Origin of the sequence: Piscinibacter sp. XHJ-5, assembly GCF_029855045.1 — a bacterium.
In the GTDB taxonomy this organism is placed as follows: Bacteria; Pseudomonadota; Gammaproteobacteria; order Burkholderiales; family Burkholderiaceae_C; genus Albitalea.
Genome location: NZ_CP123228.1, coordinates 6,398,634 through 6,412,081, shown reverse-complemented (window position 1 = coordinate 6,412,081; position 13,448 = coordinate 6,398,634). Strand labels below are relative to the sequence as shown.

General features: G+C 69.0%; 13 protein-coding genes. 9 read left to right on the top strand and 4 right to left on the bottom strand.

Features of this window, described 5'->3' with window-relative positions; all coding sequences use genetic code 11:
• Positions 1 to 148: 148 nt before the first annotated feature.
• Positions 149 to 1,507: a serine/threonine-protein kinase gene (locus tag P7V53_RS30425; protein WP_280153217.1), complete on the top strand. Its 1,359-nt coding sequence runs from the start codon at positions 149 to 151 to the stop codon at positions 1,505 to 1,507.
• 106 nt (positions 1,508 to 1,613) lie between these two features.
• Positions 1,614 to 1,922, top strand: coding sequence for a PsiF family protein (locus tag P7V53_RS30420; RefSeq protein ID WP_280153216.1), 309 nt, complete (start codon positions 1,614 to 1,616; stop codon positions 1,920 to 1,922).
• Between the two features lie 86 nt (positions 1,923 to 2,008).
• Here P7V53_RS30420 and P7V53_RS30415 read toward each other — a convergent pair whose 3' ends face one another.
• The gene (locus P7V53_RS30415) at positions 2,009 to 2,926 is read right to left on the bottom strand and encodes a LysR family transcriptional regulator (protein WP_280153215.1); all 918 of its coding nucleotides are present in this window, start codon (positions 2,924 to 2,926) and stop codon (positions 2,009 to 2,011) included.
• 85 nt (positions 2,927 to 3,011) lie between these two features.
• Between P7V53_RS30415 and P7V53_RS30410 the strand changes: the two genes are divergently transcribed.
• Together P7V53_RS30410 and aceB are read left to right on the top strand one after the other, a co-directional pair.
• Positions 3,012 to 3,689, top strand: coding sequence for a haloacid dehalogenase type II (locus P7V53_RS30410; RefSeq protein ID WP_280153214.1), 678 nt, complete (start codon positions 3,012 to 3,014; stop codon positions 3,687 to 3,689).
• Between the two features lie 19 nt (positions 3,690 to 3,708).
• Positions 3,709 to 5,289 (top strand): malate synthase A, encoded by a 1,581-nt coding sequence (gene aceB / locus P7V53_RS30405; protein WP_280153213.1) that lies wholly within the window; start codon positions 3,709 to 3,711, stop codon positions 5,287 to 5,289.
• A 47-nt stretch (positions 5,290 to 5,336) separates the two neighbouring features.
• Here the strand turns inward: aceB and P7V53_RS30400 are convergent, their stop codons facing one another.
• Positions 5,337 to 5,708 carry a hypothetical protein gene (locus P7V53_RS30400; RefSeq protein ID WP_280153212.1) on the bottom strand — a complete coding sequence of 124 codons (372 nt, stop codon included), beginning with the start codon at positions 5,706 to 5,708 and terminating at the stop codon, positions 5,337 to 5,339.
• Between the two features lie 108 nt (positions 5,709 to 5,816).
• Positions 5,817 to 7,109 (bottom strand): S8 family serine peptidase, encoded by a 1,293-nt coding sequence (locus tag P7V53_RS30395; protein ID WP_280153211.1) that lies wholly within the window; start codon positions 7,107 to 7,109, stop codon positions 5,817 to 5,819.
• 92 nt (positions 7,110 to 7,201) lie between these two features.
• Between P7V53_RS30395 and P7V53_RS30390 the strand changes: the two genes are divergently transcribed.
• From P7V53_RS30390 to P7V53_RS30370, 5 genes are read left to right on the top strand one after another with little or no spacing between them, the layout of a single operon-like run.
• Complete coding sequence (locus P7V53_RS30390) at positions 7,202 to 7,714, top strand: RNA polymerase sigma factor (protein WP_280153210.1); 513 nt, start codon at positions 7,202 to 7,204, stop codon at positions 7,712 to 7,714.
• The gene (locus P7V53_RS30385; RefSeq protein WP_280153209.1) at positions 7,714 to 8,466 is read left to right on the top strand and encodes a hypothetical protein; all 753 of its coding nucleotides are present in this window, start codon (positions 7,714 to 7,716) and stop codon (positions 8,464 to 8,466) included. Before P7V53_RS30390 ends, P7V53_RS30385 begins: the two co-directional genes overlap by 1 nt.
• Positions 8,467 to 8,525: 59 nt before the next feature.
• A complete protein-coding gene (locus tag P7V53_RS30380; RefSeq protein WP_280153208.1) occupies positions 8,526 to 9,803 on the top strand; it encodes a geranylgeranyl reductase family protein in 1,278 nt (425 codons plus the stop codon).
• Between the two features lie 15 nt (positions 9,804 to 9,818).
• On the top strand, positions 9,819 to 10,580 hold the full coding sequence (locus P7V53_RS30375; protein ID WP_280153207.1) for a class II glutamine amidotransferase: 762 nt from the start codon (positions 9,819 to 9,821) through the stop codon (positions 10,578 to 10,580).
• A 32-nt stretch (positions 10,581 to 10,612) separates the two neighbouring features.
• The gene (locus P7V53_RS30370) at positions 10,613 to 12,334 is read left to right on the top strand and encodes a M14 family metallopeptidase (protein ID WP_280153206.1); all 1,722 of its coding nucleotides are present in this window, start codon (positions 10,613 to 10,615) and stop codon (positions 12,332 to 12,334) included.
• A gap of 6 nt (positions 12,335 to 12,340) precedes the next feature.
• On the opposite strand, the gene P7V53_RS30365 is transcribed toward P7V53_RS30370, so the two are convergent.
• Entirely contained in the window at positions 12,341 to 13,399 is a 1,059-nt protein-coding gene (locus P7V53_RS30365) for a porin (protein WP_280153205.1), read from the bottom strand.
• Positions 13,400 to 13,448 lie beyond the last annotated feature (49 nt).

Sequence of the window (13,448 nt, the reverse complement as noted above, 5' to 3'; positions counted from 1 at the left end):
GCGTCCCGGCGGATACACCCCGTTGCGATAGGCAACCCGGGGAAGCGCAGGATTGCCTTGTGTTTGTCCCCCTGTTCCGCCACGCCGCCTGGCGCGACGAAGGCAAGAATGGTGGGCCGGCGCCTCTCTCGCTGCCGGCCGACCGCTCATGTCCCTCGAACCCAGCCTGGCGAATCTGGCCCTCGACGATCTTCCCGAATTGCCCGTGCAGATAGGCAAGTACCGCGTGCTGCGCAAGCTGGGTGAAGGCGCGACCAGCGAAGTCTTCCTCTGCCACGACGATTTCCACGACCGCGACGTCGCGGTCAAGCGCGTGCGCATCGCCTCGGGCGACCCGGTGGATGGCCGCTACTCCGAACGCTTCTTCAACGCCGAAGCGGCGCTGGTGGGGCGGCTCCATCATCCCAACGTCGTGCAGATCTACGACGCGGTGCTCGATCCCGAGGGCGCCTACCTCGTCATGGAGTACGTCAACGGCTGCACCCTGCGGCCGTATTGCCGCGCCGACCAGCTGCTGTCGCTGGAGCTCATTGTCGAAGTCGGCTTCAAGTGCGCGATGGCGCTCGGCTATGTGTACCGCCAGGGGCTGATCCACCGGGACGTGAAGCCGGCGAACCTGCTGGTGGTGCTGCACAACGGCACGATCACCGACGTGAAGATCACCGACTTCGGCAGCGTGCTCAACCTCGACTCCGACGTGACGCAGGTCTATCGCGTCGGATCGCTGGCCTACATGTCGCCGGAGCAGCTCGACGGCGGCACGCTGGACTGCCGGGCGGACATCTATTCGCTGGGCGCCGTCCTGTACCACCTCATCTCCGGCCGTCCGCCGTTCGATGCGCAGCAGCAGTCGGCCATGATGAACCAGATCTACAACCAGGACCCGCTGCCGCTGACCGGCATGCGCTCGGGCTTGAACGACGCGGTCAATGGCGTCATCCAGCGCGCGCTGGCCAAGAGCCCGGCGTCGCGCTTCGCGAACTGGGACGACTTCGCGCAGGCGCTGTCGTCGCTCATCACCAACCACGAGGTGCCGCGCGGCCAGCTGCAGGGCGTGCTCGATTCGGAGCGCTTCAACCTGCTTCGAAGCCTCGACTTCTTCACCAGCTTCGGCGATGTCGAGCTGTGGGAGGTGGTGCACCGCGCGCGCTGGCAGCGCTTCGGCTTCGGCCACGCGCTGTACCGCAAGGGCGAGGAAGGACGCAGCTTCCACATCATCGCGCAGGGCGAGCTCGAGGTCTTCCGCGACGGTCTGAGGGTGGCGCAGCTCGGCGCCGGCACCTCCGTCGGCGAGATGGTCTACCTCGCGCCCAGTCCCGACCTTCGCCGTCACAGCACCGACGTGGTGGTCACCGAGTCGGCGACGACGATCTCGTTCACGCCGGAGACGCTGGCGCAGCTGAGTCCCAACGCGCGGCATCACTTCGACGAGGCGTTCATCCGCGTGCTGGTGCGCCGGCTGCACGCGGCCCACGAAGCGCTTGCGCATCCGCGGCGCATCATGTGACGGCGCTTGTCGTCCGGCGGGCGGCATGCCGCGTTGTTGTGTTGCCGCCGCCGCGCCACGTGCTCCAATGCGGCCGGCTTCATCCCGCCACACCGAAGGAGAACCGATGAAAACACTGATGAGCGTGCTTGCCGCGGCCTTGGTTGCGTTCACGATGTCGGCGCAAGCGGCCGACGCCGCCTCGGCGCCGGCCAGCGCCCCGAAGGCGATGTCGAAGCAGAACGTGAAGATGGCCGAGTGCAACAAGCAAGCCGAAGGCAAGAAGGGCGACGAGCACAAGGCCTTCATGAAGACTTGCCTGTCCGACAAGAAGAAGGCCCAGCAGGAAAAGATGAAGGCCTGCAACATCGAGGCCAAGGGCAAGAAGGGCGACGAGCACAAGGCCTTCATGAGCAAGTGCCTGAGTGCTGCGTAAGTAGCGCAACCGGCACACATCAAAGAGGCCCGGAGGATCCGGGCCTCTTTTGATGGCTCGCAGCCCTGCAGCGCCGGCGAGATCGTTCAGGCTGCTCTGGCGCCGGCCCAGTAAGCCGCGTCGCCATAGGTGTGCTTGAGGAAATCGATCCACAGCCGCACCCGCAGCGGCAGATGCTTGGCATGCGGGAACACCGCATAGATGCCGTTCGGCGGCGCCGCGAAGTCGTCGAGCAGGCTGATCAGACGGCCATCCTTCACCTCGTGCTCGACTTCCCACGTCGAACGCCACGCGATGCCCATGCTCGCGAGACACCAGTCGTGCAGCACCTGCCCGTCGCCACAGTCGAGGCGGCCACTCGGGCGCAGGTGCGTCACCGCGCCGTCGATGGTGAACGCCCAGCCGCGTGTCTGGCTCGCGTCGCTGCTGAGGGTGAGGCAATCGTGGCGCGAGAGTTCGCTCGGATGCTTCGGCGTGCCGGCGCGCTTCAGGTACGCCGGCGTGGCCACGCACAAGCGGCGGTTGTCGGCCAGCCGCACGCTCACCAGCGATGAATCGGGCAGGTCGCCCACACGCACCGCGCAGTCCACGCCTTCGTTGACGATGTCGACGACGCGGTCACTCAGGTTCAGCGACATCGACACGTCGGGGTGACGTGCCAGGAATCCCGGTACCAGCGGCGCGACATGGCGGCGCCCGAAGCCGGCGGGCGCGGTGATGCGCAGATGCCCGCTGGCCTTCACGCCGCCGGCGCTCACGCTGGCCTCCGCATTCGCCAGGTCGGCCAGCAGGCGCTGACAGTCCTCCAGGAAGGCGCTGCCCTCGTGAGTCAAGGTGATGCGCCGCGTGGTGCGCAACAGCAGCTTGACGCCCAGGCGCTCCTCGAGCGCGTCGATGCGCCGCCCGATCACCGCCGGCGCCACCCCTTCCGCATTGGCCGCCGCGGTCAGGCTGCCCTTGGAGGCCACCGCCACGAAGGATTCGATTTGCTTGAGCCGGTCCACGCGTGCAGATTACGCGCACCGAAGTCAGCAATCAAGAAAACTTTGCGTACTTAATAACCGTACGAGTTGCGAATACAGTGCGGCGATGAATCAAACGGGCGCTCCTCGCGCCGTGGTGTTCGACGCCTACGGCACCTTGTTCGACGTGTACAGCGTCGGGCTCCTGGCCGAGCAGCTGTTCCCCGGCCGCGGCGACGCGCTCAGCGTGCTGTGGCGCGACAAGCAGATCGAGTACACGCGGCTCACCTCGATGAGCGGGCGCTACCAGCCGTTCTGGGAGCTCACGCGCGCCGGCCTGCGATTTGCCGCCCGGCGCCTCGCGCTGACGCTGGTTGCGTCGGCCGAGGAGCGCCTGATGAACCAGTACCGGCACCTGAGTGCCTTTCCCGAGAACCTGGACGTGCTGCGCGAGCTCAAGGCGCGCGGCGTGCCGGCCGCCATCCTCAGCAACGGCGACCCGGACATGCTGGGCGTGGCCGTCAAGAGTGCCGGCTTCTCGGGCTATCTCGCCCATGTTCTGAGCGTGCACTCGGTGCGCAAGTACAAGACCGACCCGGCGGCGTATGCGCTGGGCCCTCAGGCGCTCAAGCTGCCTGCCAGGCAAATCCTTTTCGTATCGAGCAACGGCTGGGACGCGATCGGCGCCACCTGGTACGGCTACACCACGCTGTGGGTCAACCGCCACGGCCTGCCGCTGGAGCAGCTCGACACCGAACCGACACGCACGGGAACCAGCCTGCGCGACGTGCTGACTTTCTTCTGAACCTTCGAAGGGACACGACATGAGCATTCCACTGCCCCCGGGCATGCAGATCAACGCGCCCATCCTCCCGGGCTTCGAAACCATCCTCACGCTGCCGGCGCTCGAGCTGGTCGCCAAGCTGCAGCGCGCCTTCGAGCCGCGCCGCCAGGAGCTGCTCGCGGCGCGCCTCGAGCGCGCGAAGCGTCTCGACGCCGGCGAGCGCCCCGACTTCCTCGCGAGCACGCAGGCCGTCCGTGACGGCGACTGGAAGGTGGCGCCCATTCCGCCCGCGCTGCACTGCCGTCGCGTCGAGATCACCGGCCCGGTCGACGCGAAGATGGTCATCAACGCGTTCAACTCGGGCGCCGACAGCTACATGACCGACTTCGAGGACAGCAACTCGCCGCTGTGGTCCAACCAGATCCAGGGGCAGATCAACCTCGGCAAGGCGATCCGCCGAACGCTGACGCTCGAGCAAGGCGGCAAGACCTACAGGCTCAACGACAAGATCGCGACGCTGCAGGTCCGCCCGCGCGGCTGGCACCTCGACGAGAAGCACGTGCTGCTCGACGGCCAGCGCGTGTCCGGCGGGATCTTCGACTTCGCGCTGTTCATGTTCCACAACGCAAGGGAGCAGATCGCGCGCGGCGCGGGTCCCTACTTCTACCTGCCGAAGATGGAAAGCCATCTCGAGGCGCGGCTGTGGAACGACATCTTCGTGATGACGCAGAACGAGCTGGGCCTGCCCCAGGGCACGATCAAGGCGACGGTGCTGATCGAGACCATCCTGGCCGCCTTCGAGATGGACGAGATCCTCTACGAGCTGCGCGAGCACAGCGCGGGCCTCAACGCCGGCCGGTGGGACTACATCTTCAGCTGCATCAAGAAGTTCAAGCTCGACAAGAACTTCTGCCTCGCCGACCGCGCCAAGGTGACGATGACGGCACCCTTCATGCGCTCGTACGCGCTGCTGTTGCTCAAGACCTGCCACCGGCGCGGTGCGCCGGCCATCGGCGGCATGAGCGCGCTGATCCCGATCAAGAACGATCCCGAGAAGAATGCCGTCGCGATGGCCGGCATCATTGCCGACAAGAAGCGCGATGCCATCGACGGCTACGACGGCGGCTGGGTCGCCCACCCCGGACTCGTCGAGCCGGCGATGAAGGAGTTTCTCGCCGTGCTGGGCGACAAGCCCAACCAGTTCGAGAAGCAGCGGCCCGACGTCGACGTCCGCGCAGCGGACCTGCTGGACTTCCAGCCGGAGACGCCGATCACCGAAGCCGGCCTGCGGATGAACATCAACGTCGGCATCCACTATCTCGGCGCCTGGCTGGCGGGCAATGGCTGCGTGCCGATCCACAACCTGATGGAAGACGCCGCCACCGCGGAGATCAGCCGCTCGCAGGTGTGGCAGTGGATCCGCTCGCCCAAGGGCGTTCTCGACGATGGTCGCAAGGTGACCGCCGAGCTGGTGCGCTCGCTGGTGCCCGAGGAGCTGGCCAAGATCCAGGCCGGTGGCTTCGAAGGCAAGTTCGAACGCGCGGCCCAGATCTTCGAGCAGATGAGCACGCAGGAGCAGTTCGCCGAGTTCCTGACCCTGCCGCTTTACGAGGAGATCTGACCCGCAGGTCGGGGTCAACCGCGGCAGCGGAACCCCGACCCGCGCGCTCAGCGCTGAACTTTCGCGCTCGCCGAGCCGCCGCTGGTCGATGCACCGGCTTCCGCCCCGCCCGACACGCTCGGGCGCGGTGCGGCGGCCGCACGGTCCTTCACGGTGTTGGCGGTGTCGGTGGCTTGCTGCTTGCCGGCAGCCGCCTTGTCCTGCGCACGGTCGATGACCGCACGCGGCGACGCCGTCTGCGCCGCGCCCTGCCCGCTCAGCGCGCCCTCGAATCCGCCGCCCACGGGTCCGATGCCGCCGCTCAAGCCGCCACCGACGCCGCCCGAGCCGCCGATGAGGCCTGCGTGGGCGGACACGCCGCCGCCGAGGAGTGCTGCAACGAGGGTGACGCCTGCCAAGAGATGACGATGCTGGTTCATGGATGATTCCTGTCGTTCGTTTGCGGGCACCGCGGCCCATCCGCGCTGCTTGACAGGTACAACGAGCGCGGCTGCAGGCTTCTTCCGCTCGTCACACTTTCTTTCACGCTACCGGAGCACCAGCGCCGGCTCGGTGCGCAGCTCGCGCCCCACCACGCCATGGCCGTACACCACGTCGCGCCCCGGCGCGCCCGCGTCGATCGCCTGTCGCGCCAGCGCGGTGAGGGCCAGGCCGGCTGCCGTGACGTCGGGCTGGTGCAACCGCGCGGCGAGCAGGCCGGCCACCAGCGGCGCGGCGAATGATGTGCCGCGCATCACTGCATACGGCGCGCGTGCGAATCCGGCGGCGACCATGTCGGCACCCGGCGCGGCGAAGGCGACATGCGGACCGCGGCAGGCTTCGGGCAGCACGTCGCCGCGCGCGTCGACGGCCGTGACCGCCACCACCTCGGGATAGGCCGCCGGATACAGCGGGGCCGCGGCGGGCCCGTCGTTGCCGACGGCGGCCACCAGCAGGATGCCGCGCGAGGTGGCGCGGCGCACGACTTGCTCCAGGGTTCGATTTGCCGGCCCGACCAGGCTGATGTTGACGACCGCGACCTGCTCGCCGATGAGCCATGCAAGCGCCGCGGCCACCGCTTCGATCGAGCCGCCGATCGGGTCGTCGCAGTAGACGTCGGCCGCATACAGCACCGCGTCGGGTGCGGCGCTGCGAAAGCGCTCGGCGCGGCCCACCAGCAGCGAAGCGACCGCGGTGCCGTGCGCGCTAGGCACCTTGCGGCTGCCGCAGCCCCAGGCGCGGACGGCGGCGCCGCGCAGCAGCGGATGGTCGGTCTCGACGCCCGCATCGATGAGGCCGACCTTGAAGCGGCCATTCGACGGGGAGGGTGCGGCCCCCGGCGGCGAAGCTGCATGCAGCGGGTCGACCGTGCCGCTTTCGAGGTACAGGTGGTTGAAGTCGATCGCTGCCTGCGGATCGAGCTCGCGCAGCCGGCGTACCGCGCGCGCGGTGTCCCAGCCCTCGGGTGCGCGCAGCGTGACGAGGGTCAGGTCGAGCGCCTCCAGCCGCCGCTCGCGCATGACCGTGAAGCCCTCGGCGCGCGCGGCGTCGATCAGCGCCGGCGCCGGCGACGTGACCAGCACCTGGCCGCGCACGGCGGGCTCCCCGGCGGGATCCGGTTCGACGAGCTGCCGGCGCTGTTGCAGCATGTCGGCCACCCGCTCCTGCCGGGCGCGGATCAGCTCGGTCACCGCCGGCAGCGGGCGCTGCAAGGCGGGCGCGACCGGCGCCGGGAGCGTCGGGAGAGACGGCAGGCGCGGCAGGCCGAGTTGCGCCTGCGCGGGCTGCCACACGGCGCCGAGCAGCACCAGTGCGGCGGCGCGCAACGAAGCGGGAGTCATATGCGCGGGCATGGTAGCGGTGGCCTCATGCCGACTCGAACGCTGCCGCCATGGAAGAAAATCCCCCGCGTCGTCGTTGAGCCTCTCAAGGCATGAGCGAATCCCATGAAGCGCTTCGGCTGGAGCTGGTGGCCTTGCTGCCGCGGCTGCGCCGATTCGCCCGCACGATCACCCATCACCGCGAGGACGCCGACGACCTGGTGCAGCTGTCGGTCGAGCGCGCATTGCTGCGCCTCGGCCAGTGGCAGCCCGGCACCCGGCTGGACAGCTGGATGTTCACCATCATGAAGAACGCCTGGATCGACGAGGTGCGATCGCGCACGCGGCGCGACGCGCTGCTGCTGCCCGAGCAAGCAGGCGAGAACGTCGGGCACGCCGTCGGCGAATGGCCGGTCGACGCGCAGCACCGGCGCATGGACGTGCAAAGGGCGATGGCGACGCTCAACGACGATCAGCGCATGGCGGTCGGCCTGGTGCTCGTGGAAGGCTTGCCGTACAAGGAAGCCGCCGAGGTGCTCGGCATCCCGATCGGCACGCTGACCAGCCGCCTGGCGCGTGCCCGCGAAGCCCTGCAGGCCGTCCTGTCGGGCACGGAGGAGGTGTGATGAAGATCAGCGACGAGACCTTGCTGGCGTATGTCGACGACGAGCTGGACGCGGCCGCCCGTGCCGAGGTCGAGGCGGCGATCGACGCCGATCCCGAGCTGGCAAGGCGGGTCGAGCAGCAGCGCTCGCTGCGCAAGCTCCTGGGCGCCGCATACGGGCCGGTGCTCGAAGAGCCCGTGCCGCCGCGGCTGCTGGCGGCCGCACAGCCTCCGTCGGCCAAGCCGAAGGTGGTCGCACTCGCGGCGGCGCGCGAGAGCCGGCGTGCAAGCGAGCCGCGCGCTGGCTGGGGCTGGGCGCAATGGGGCGGCATGGCCGCCTGCCTGCTGGTCGGGGTGTTCGCCGGGCGGGCCGGCTGGTTCAGCCTGCCCGGCGAGGGGATCGCGACACAGGGGGGGCAGCTCGTCGCGCGCGGTTCGCTGGCTCAAGCCTTGTCCACGCAGCTCGCGAGCACCCAGGCGGCCGATGCGCCTGTCAGGATCGGGCTGTCCTACCTGACGCGCGGCAACGAGTACTGCCGCACGTTCACGACGAGGGACGGTCCGGTCGGCGGGCTGGCCTGCCGCCGCGGCAGCGATTGGCAGTTGCGCGTGCTTGCGCAGGACGCCGCGCCCGCCGCCGGCGGCGAACGCCTGCGAATGGCCGCGTCGCCGGTGCCGCCCGCCGTGGTCGGCGTGATGGCGGAGCAGATGCAGGGCAGTCCGCTGGATGCGCAGGCCGAGCGCGAGGCGATGAAGAAGGGATGGGCCCCGTAGGCCGGCGGCCGTCCGGGCTCCGCAGATAATCGCGCAAACCCTTCCCGATCCCGCCTCCCATGAGTCCTTTACCGAGCGAGCCGCTTAATCGCGACCCGGCCGCGCTGCCTGCCCAGTGCGATGTGCTGGTGGTCGGCGCCGGCCCGGCCGGCAGCGCCGCGGCGATCACGCTGGCCCGGGCCGGCTTCGACGTCGTGCTGGTCGACCAGCATCCTTTCCCGCGCGACAAGGTCTGCGGCGACGGGCTCATTCCCGACGCCCACAACGCCTTGCGCAAGCTCGGCGTGCTCGACGAGGTGATGGCGCTGGCGCAACCGTGCAGCCATGTCGGCTGCATCGGGCCGCGCGGAGGACGTGTCGACGTGCCGGGCACGCTGGCCGTGCTGCCCCGACGCGAGCTCGACCTGGTGCTGTGCCGCGCCGCGGCGGCCGCCGGCGCAAGGATGTTCGCGCCGGTGCGCTTCGCGGCGACCGTCGAAGAAGAGGGACGTGTCGTCGGCGCCCAGCTCAAGTGCCTGGGCCGCGCTTCTTCCGGCGAGACGACGCACGAGCTGCGCGCCGCCTGGGTCGTGCTGGCCACCGGGGCCGTGCCCCAGGCGCTGCTCGCCTGCGGCATGTCGAAGCGGCACACGCCGAGCGGCGTCGCGTTGCGGGGCTACGTGCGCAACGAGCGCATGGTGGGCCGCATCGACAAGCTCGAGATCGTCTGGCACCGCGCGCTGAGTCCGGGCTACGGCTGGATCTTTCCGTGCCGCGACGGCGTGTTCAACATCGGCGTCGGCATCGCCGACAGCCACGACGAGCGCCAAGGCGAGCGGCTGACCAAGAAGGAAGTGAACCTGCGCCAGGTGTTCGACGACTTCACCCGCGTCTATGCGCCCGCGCGCGAGCTGATCGAAGGCGGCGCGTGGACCAGCCCGCTGAAGGGCGCGCCGCTGCGCTGCACCCTCGAAGGCGCGACGTATTCGCGGCCCGGGCTCATCGTCACCGGCGAGGCCGCCGGCAGCACCTACTCGTTCAGCGGCGAAGGCATCGGCAAGGCGCTCGAGACCGGCATCCTCGCCGCCGAGGCGATGGTCGAGGGCCGTTCGCAGTCGCACTCCGACGAGGCCGTGCGCGCCCGCTACGAGGCCGGCCTGCTGGCCTTGAAGCCGCGCTTCGACCTGTACGCCAGGGCCAACAAGGTCAACCGCCATCCGTGGCTGGCCGACCTGCTGATCTGGCGCGCGAAGAAGAGCGAGCGGCTGCTGCGCCGCATGAGCGGCGTGCTCAACGAGACCAGCAACCCGGGGCACCTGGTGTCGGTGAAGGGCATGCTGCGGCTGTTCACGGAGTAAGGGAGGGCTTCCGCGATGTGCCAGCTGCTCGGCATGAACGCGAACACGCCCACCGACATCGTGTTCAGCTTCACCGGCTTCTGCACCCGCGCCGAGGAGCACAAGGACGGCTTCGGCATCGCCTTCTTCGAGGGCTCCGGCGTGCGGGTGTTCGTCGACGCGCAAAGCGCGCGCTGCTCGCCGGTGGCCGACATGGTGCGCAGCTATCCCATCCGCAGCGACAACATCATCGCCCACATCCGCAAGGCGACGCAGGGCCGGGTGGCGCTCGAGAACACGCATCCCTTCCAGCGAGAGTTGTGGGGCCGCTACTGGGTGTTCGCGCACAACGGCGACCTGAAGCGCTTCTCTCCGCGGCTGCACGCCTCGTTCAGGCCGGTCGGCGCCACCGACAGCGAGCTGGCGTTCTGCTGGCTGATGCAGGAGCTGGCGAAGGCGCATGCCAGCGTGCCGTCGATCCCCGAGCTCACCGCGACGCTGCGCGAGCTGGTGCCGCGCATCGCGTCGCACGGAACCTTCAATTTCATGCTGAGCAACGGCGAGGCGCTGTGGGCGCATTGCTCGACGCAGCTGTTCTACCTCGTGCGCCAGCATCCGTTCCGCCAGGCCCGACTGCAGGACGATGACATCAGCGTCAACTTCGCCGAACTGACCACGCCGTCGGACCGCGTTGCCGTGGTCGTCACCGAGCCGCTCACGCGCGACGAGGAATGGACGCGCTTCGCGCCCGGCGAGCTGAAAGTGTTTGCCGGCGGCGCGCCGGTCGCCGGGGCCTGACCGCGGCTGCCCACCGCATACCACCTCCACCCATGACACTTGCCTCCACGCCGACGCCCCGATTCGACACCTTCTACAAGCACGATGCGCTGAGCCGCCTGCTCTTCGACTACGCCGATGCGCATCCGGACCTGGTCACCGTGCAGTCCATCGGCAAGAGCCACGAGGGACGCGACATCTGGGTGGCGATCATCACGAACACGCACACCGGCGCCGACACCGACAAGCCGGCGTTCTGGGCCGACGGCAACATCCACGCCGCCGAGCTGACCGCCAGCACCGCCTGCCTGTACTACCTGCATCGGCTCGTCACCGGCTACGGGCAGTCGACCGACGAAGGCCGCGAGATCACGCAGCTGCTGGACACGCGCACCGTGTACCTGTGCCCGCGGCTGAACCCTGATGGCGCCGAGCTGGCGCTGGCCGATCGCCCACGCCACATCCGCTCCTCGACGCGCCGCTATCCGTTCGACGAGGAACCGGTCGAGGGCCTGACCATCGAGGACGTCGACGGCGACGGCCGCGTGCTGACGATGCGCATTCCCGATCCGCACGGCGCGTACAAGAAGTGCGCCGCCGATCCGCGGCTGATGGTGCCGCGCGAGCCGGGCGAATTCGGCGGCGAGTACTACCGGCTTCTCCCGGAAGGCACGCTCAAGCACTACGACGGGCTGCTGGTCAGCGTGAACCGCGACGTCGAAGGGCTCGACCTGAACCGCAACTTCCCGACCGGCTGGCGGCAGGAATTCGAGCAGGTGGGCGCCGGCCCCTATCCGGTGTCGGAGCCGGAGGTGAAGGCGATGGTCGACTTCATCGTCGCCCATCCGAACATCGGCGCGGCGATCAGCTACCACACGCACAGCGGCGTCATCCTGCGGCCGATGGGCACGCGCAGCGACGACGACATGATTCCCGAGGACCTGTGGACCTACAAGCGGTTCTCGGACCTCGGCGCCAAGCTCACCGGCTATCCGGCCATCAGCATCTGGCACGACTTCAAGTACCACCCGAAGGAAGTCATCAGCGGCACCCAGGACTGGCTCTACGAGCACCTGGGCGCGCTGTTCTGGGTGGTCGAGCTGTGGTCACCGAACCGCGAAGCCGGCATCACCGGCTACAAGTGGATCGACTGGTACCGCGAGCACCCTGTCGAGGACGACCTCAAGCTGCTGAAGTGGAGCGACGAGCACTGTGACGGCGCGGCGCACGTCGAATGGAAACTGTTCCGCCATCCGCAGCTCGGCGTGGTCGAGATCGGCGGCTGGGACAAGATGAACTTCTGGCGCAATCCGCCACCGGCGCTGCGCGAGAGCGAAGTGGCGCGCTTTCCAGCGTGGATGACGCGCATCGCGCTCAGCCTGCCCAAGCTGGAGCTGCTGCGCACCGAAGTGCGGGCACTGGGCGGCGACACCTGGCGCGTGCGACTCGCGGTCGCAAACAGCGGCTACCTGCCGGCCTACATCAGCAAGCGCGCCCTCGAGCGCAAGACGGTGCGCGGCGTCGTGTTCGAGATCCACCTGCCGCAAGGCAAGGCCGAGATCTCCTTGGTCGGCGGCAAGCCGCGCTTCGAGGGCCCGCAGCTCGAGGGCCATGCCGTCAAGACTTCGATGCAGGCTTTTTTGCCGAATCGCGAGGTGACCGCGGACCGGGCGGTGGCCGAGTGGGTGGTGCGGGCGCCCAAGGGCACGCAGATCGCGTTGACCGCACGGGCCGATCGGGCCGGCGCGGTGCGGACGTCGGTGACCCTGGATTGAACGGCCTCAGAACCTGACCCGAACGCCGCCCGCCAGCGTGTTGCCCTTCTCCAGCCCCGTTGTCCGGTCGTTCACGAACACCGCATAGACGTCCGTGCGCTTGGACAGGCTGTAGTCGTAGCCGATGCTCAGCGTGTGGTTCGTCGGATGGACGCCGTCGAGCCGGACGCGTGCGTTGCCGTATTGCGCCAGCACCTTGCCGGGCCCGAACGGCACGCTCGCGCCCACGCCCCACAGCTGCGTCGTGCGGCGCTCGCTGGCGCGCATGCGCACCATCGCCGCATGGGTGAAGAGCTTGACGACCTGCAGGTCGTACGAGCCCGCGACCAACCACGTGTCCTGCTTCGTGAAGCCGGCGGGCGCCAGCGGAGGACCGGAGCTGATGCCGTCGCCGTTGCGCACGCGCTGCCAGGCCACGGTCGCCGCCAAGGGACCGTTCGCGTACATCAGGTTGGCGCCGGTGTTCTTGCCCGTGCCGCCCGGCGCACCTTCGCCCAGGTTGGCGATCAGGTTCCAGCTGAACCCGTCGTCATCGTCGTCGCCGCTGGCGTAGTGGATGGAGTTGTTCCAGCCGGAGTCGCCCAAGAAGGGCACCATCGGGCTGCCGGCCTGCATGGCGGGCGTGAAGAGCTGGCGCACCGCGGGGGAAAAGGCGTACGAATCGCCGAAGGCGTTGAAGAGCACGGTGGACACGAACAGCGGCGTCGTGTTGCGTCCGAGCACGGTGGTGCCGAAGGCGCCCGACAAGCCGACGTATGCGTCGCGCGCCCAGAACGCATCGCCGCCGAAGCGGCCGGCCTGGCCGGTGTCCGCGCGCAGGAAGTGCTCGAAGGCGAACTTGGCCTTCAAGCCGCCACCGAGGTCGTCGGTGCCGCGAAAGCCGAGGAAGCTGGTCGTCATGCCGCCGCTGTCGGCGCGCCAGACGGCATCGGTGCCTGCCTGCTGGAAACGGCCGGCTGTCATGTCGATCAGGCCGTAGAGCTGCACGTTCTGCGCAGGGGCGGCGCCGGCGGCCGCGAGGGCTGCGGCACCCATGGCGGCGCGCAACGTCAAGGGACGGATCATGGGGGACTCTCCTTCGATTCTTCTCGGGGCGGCGCGGGTCACGCCGATT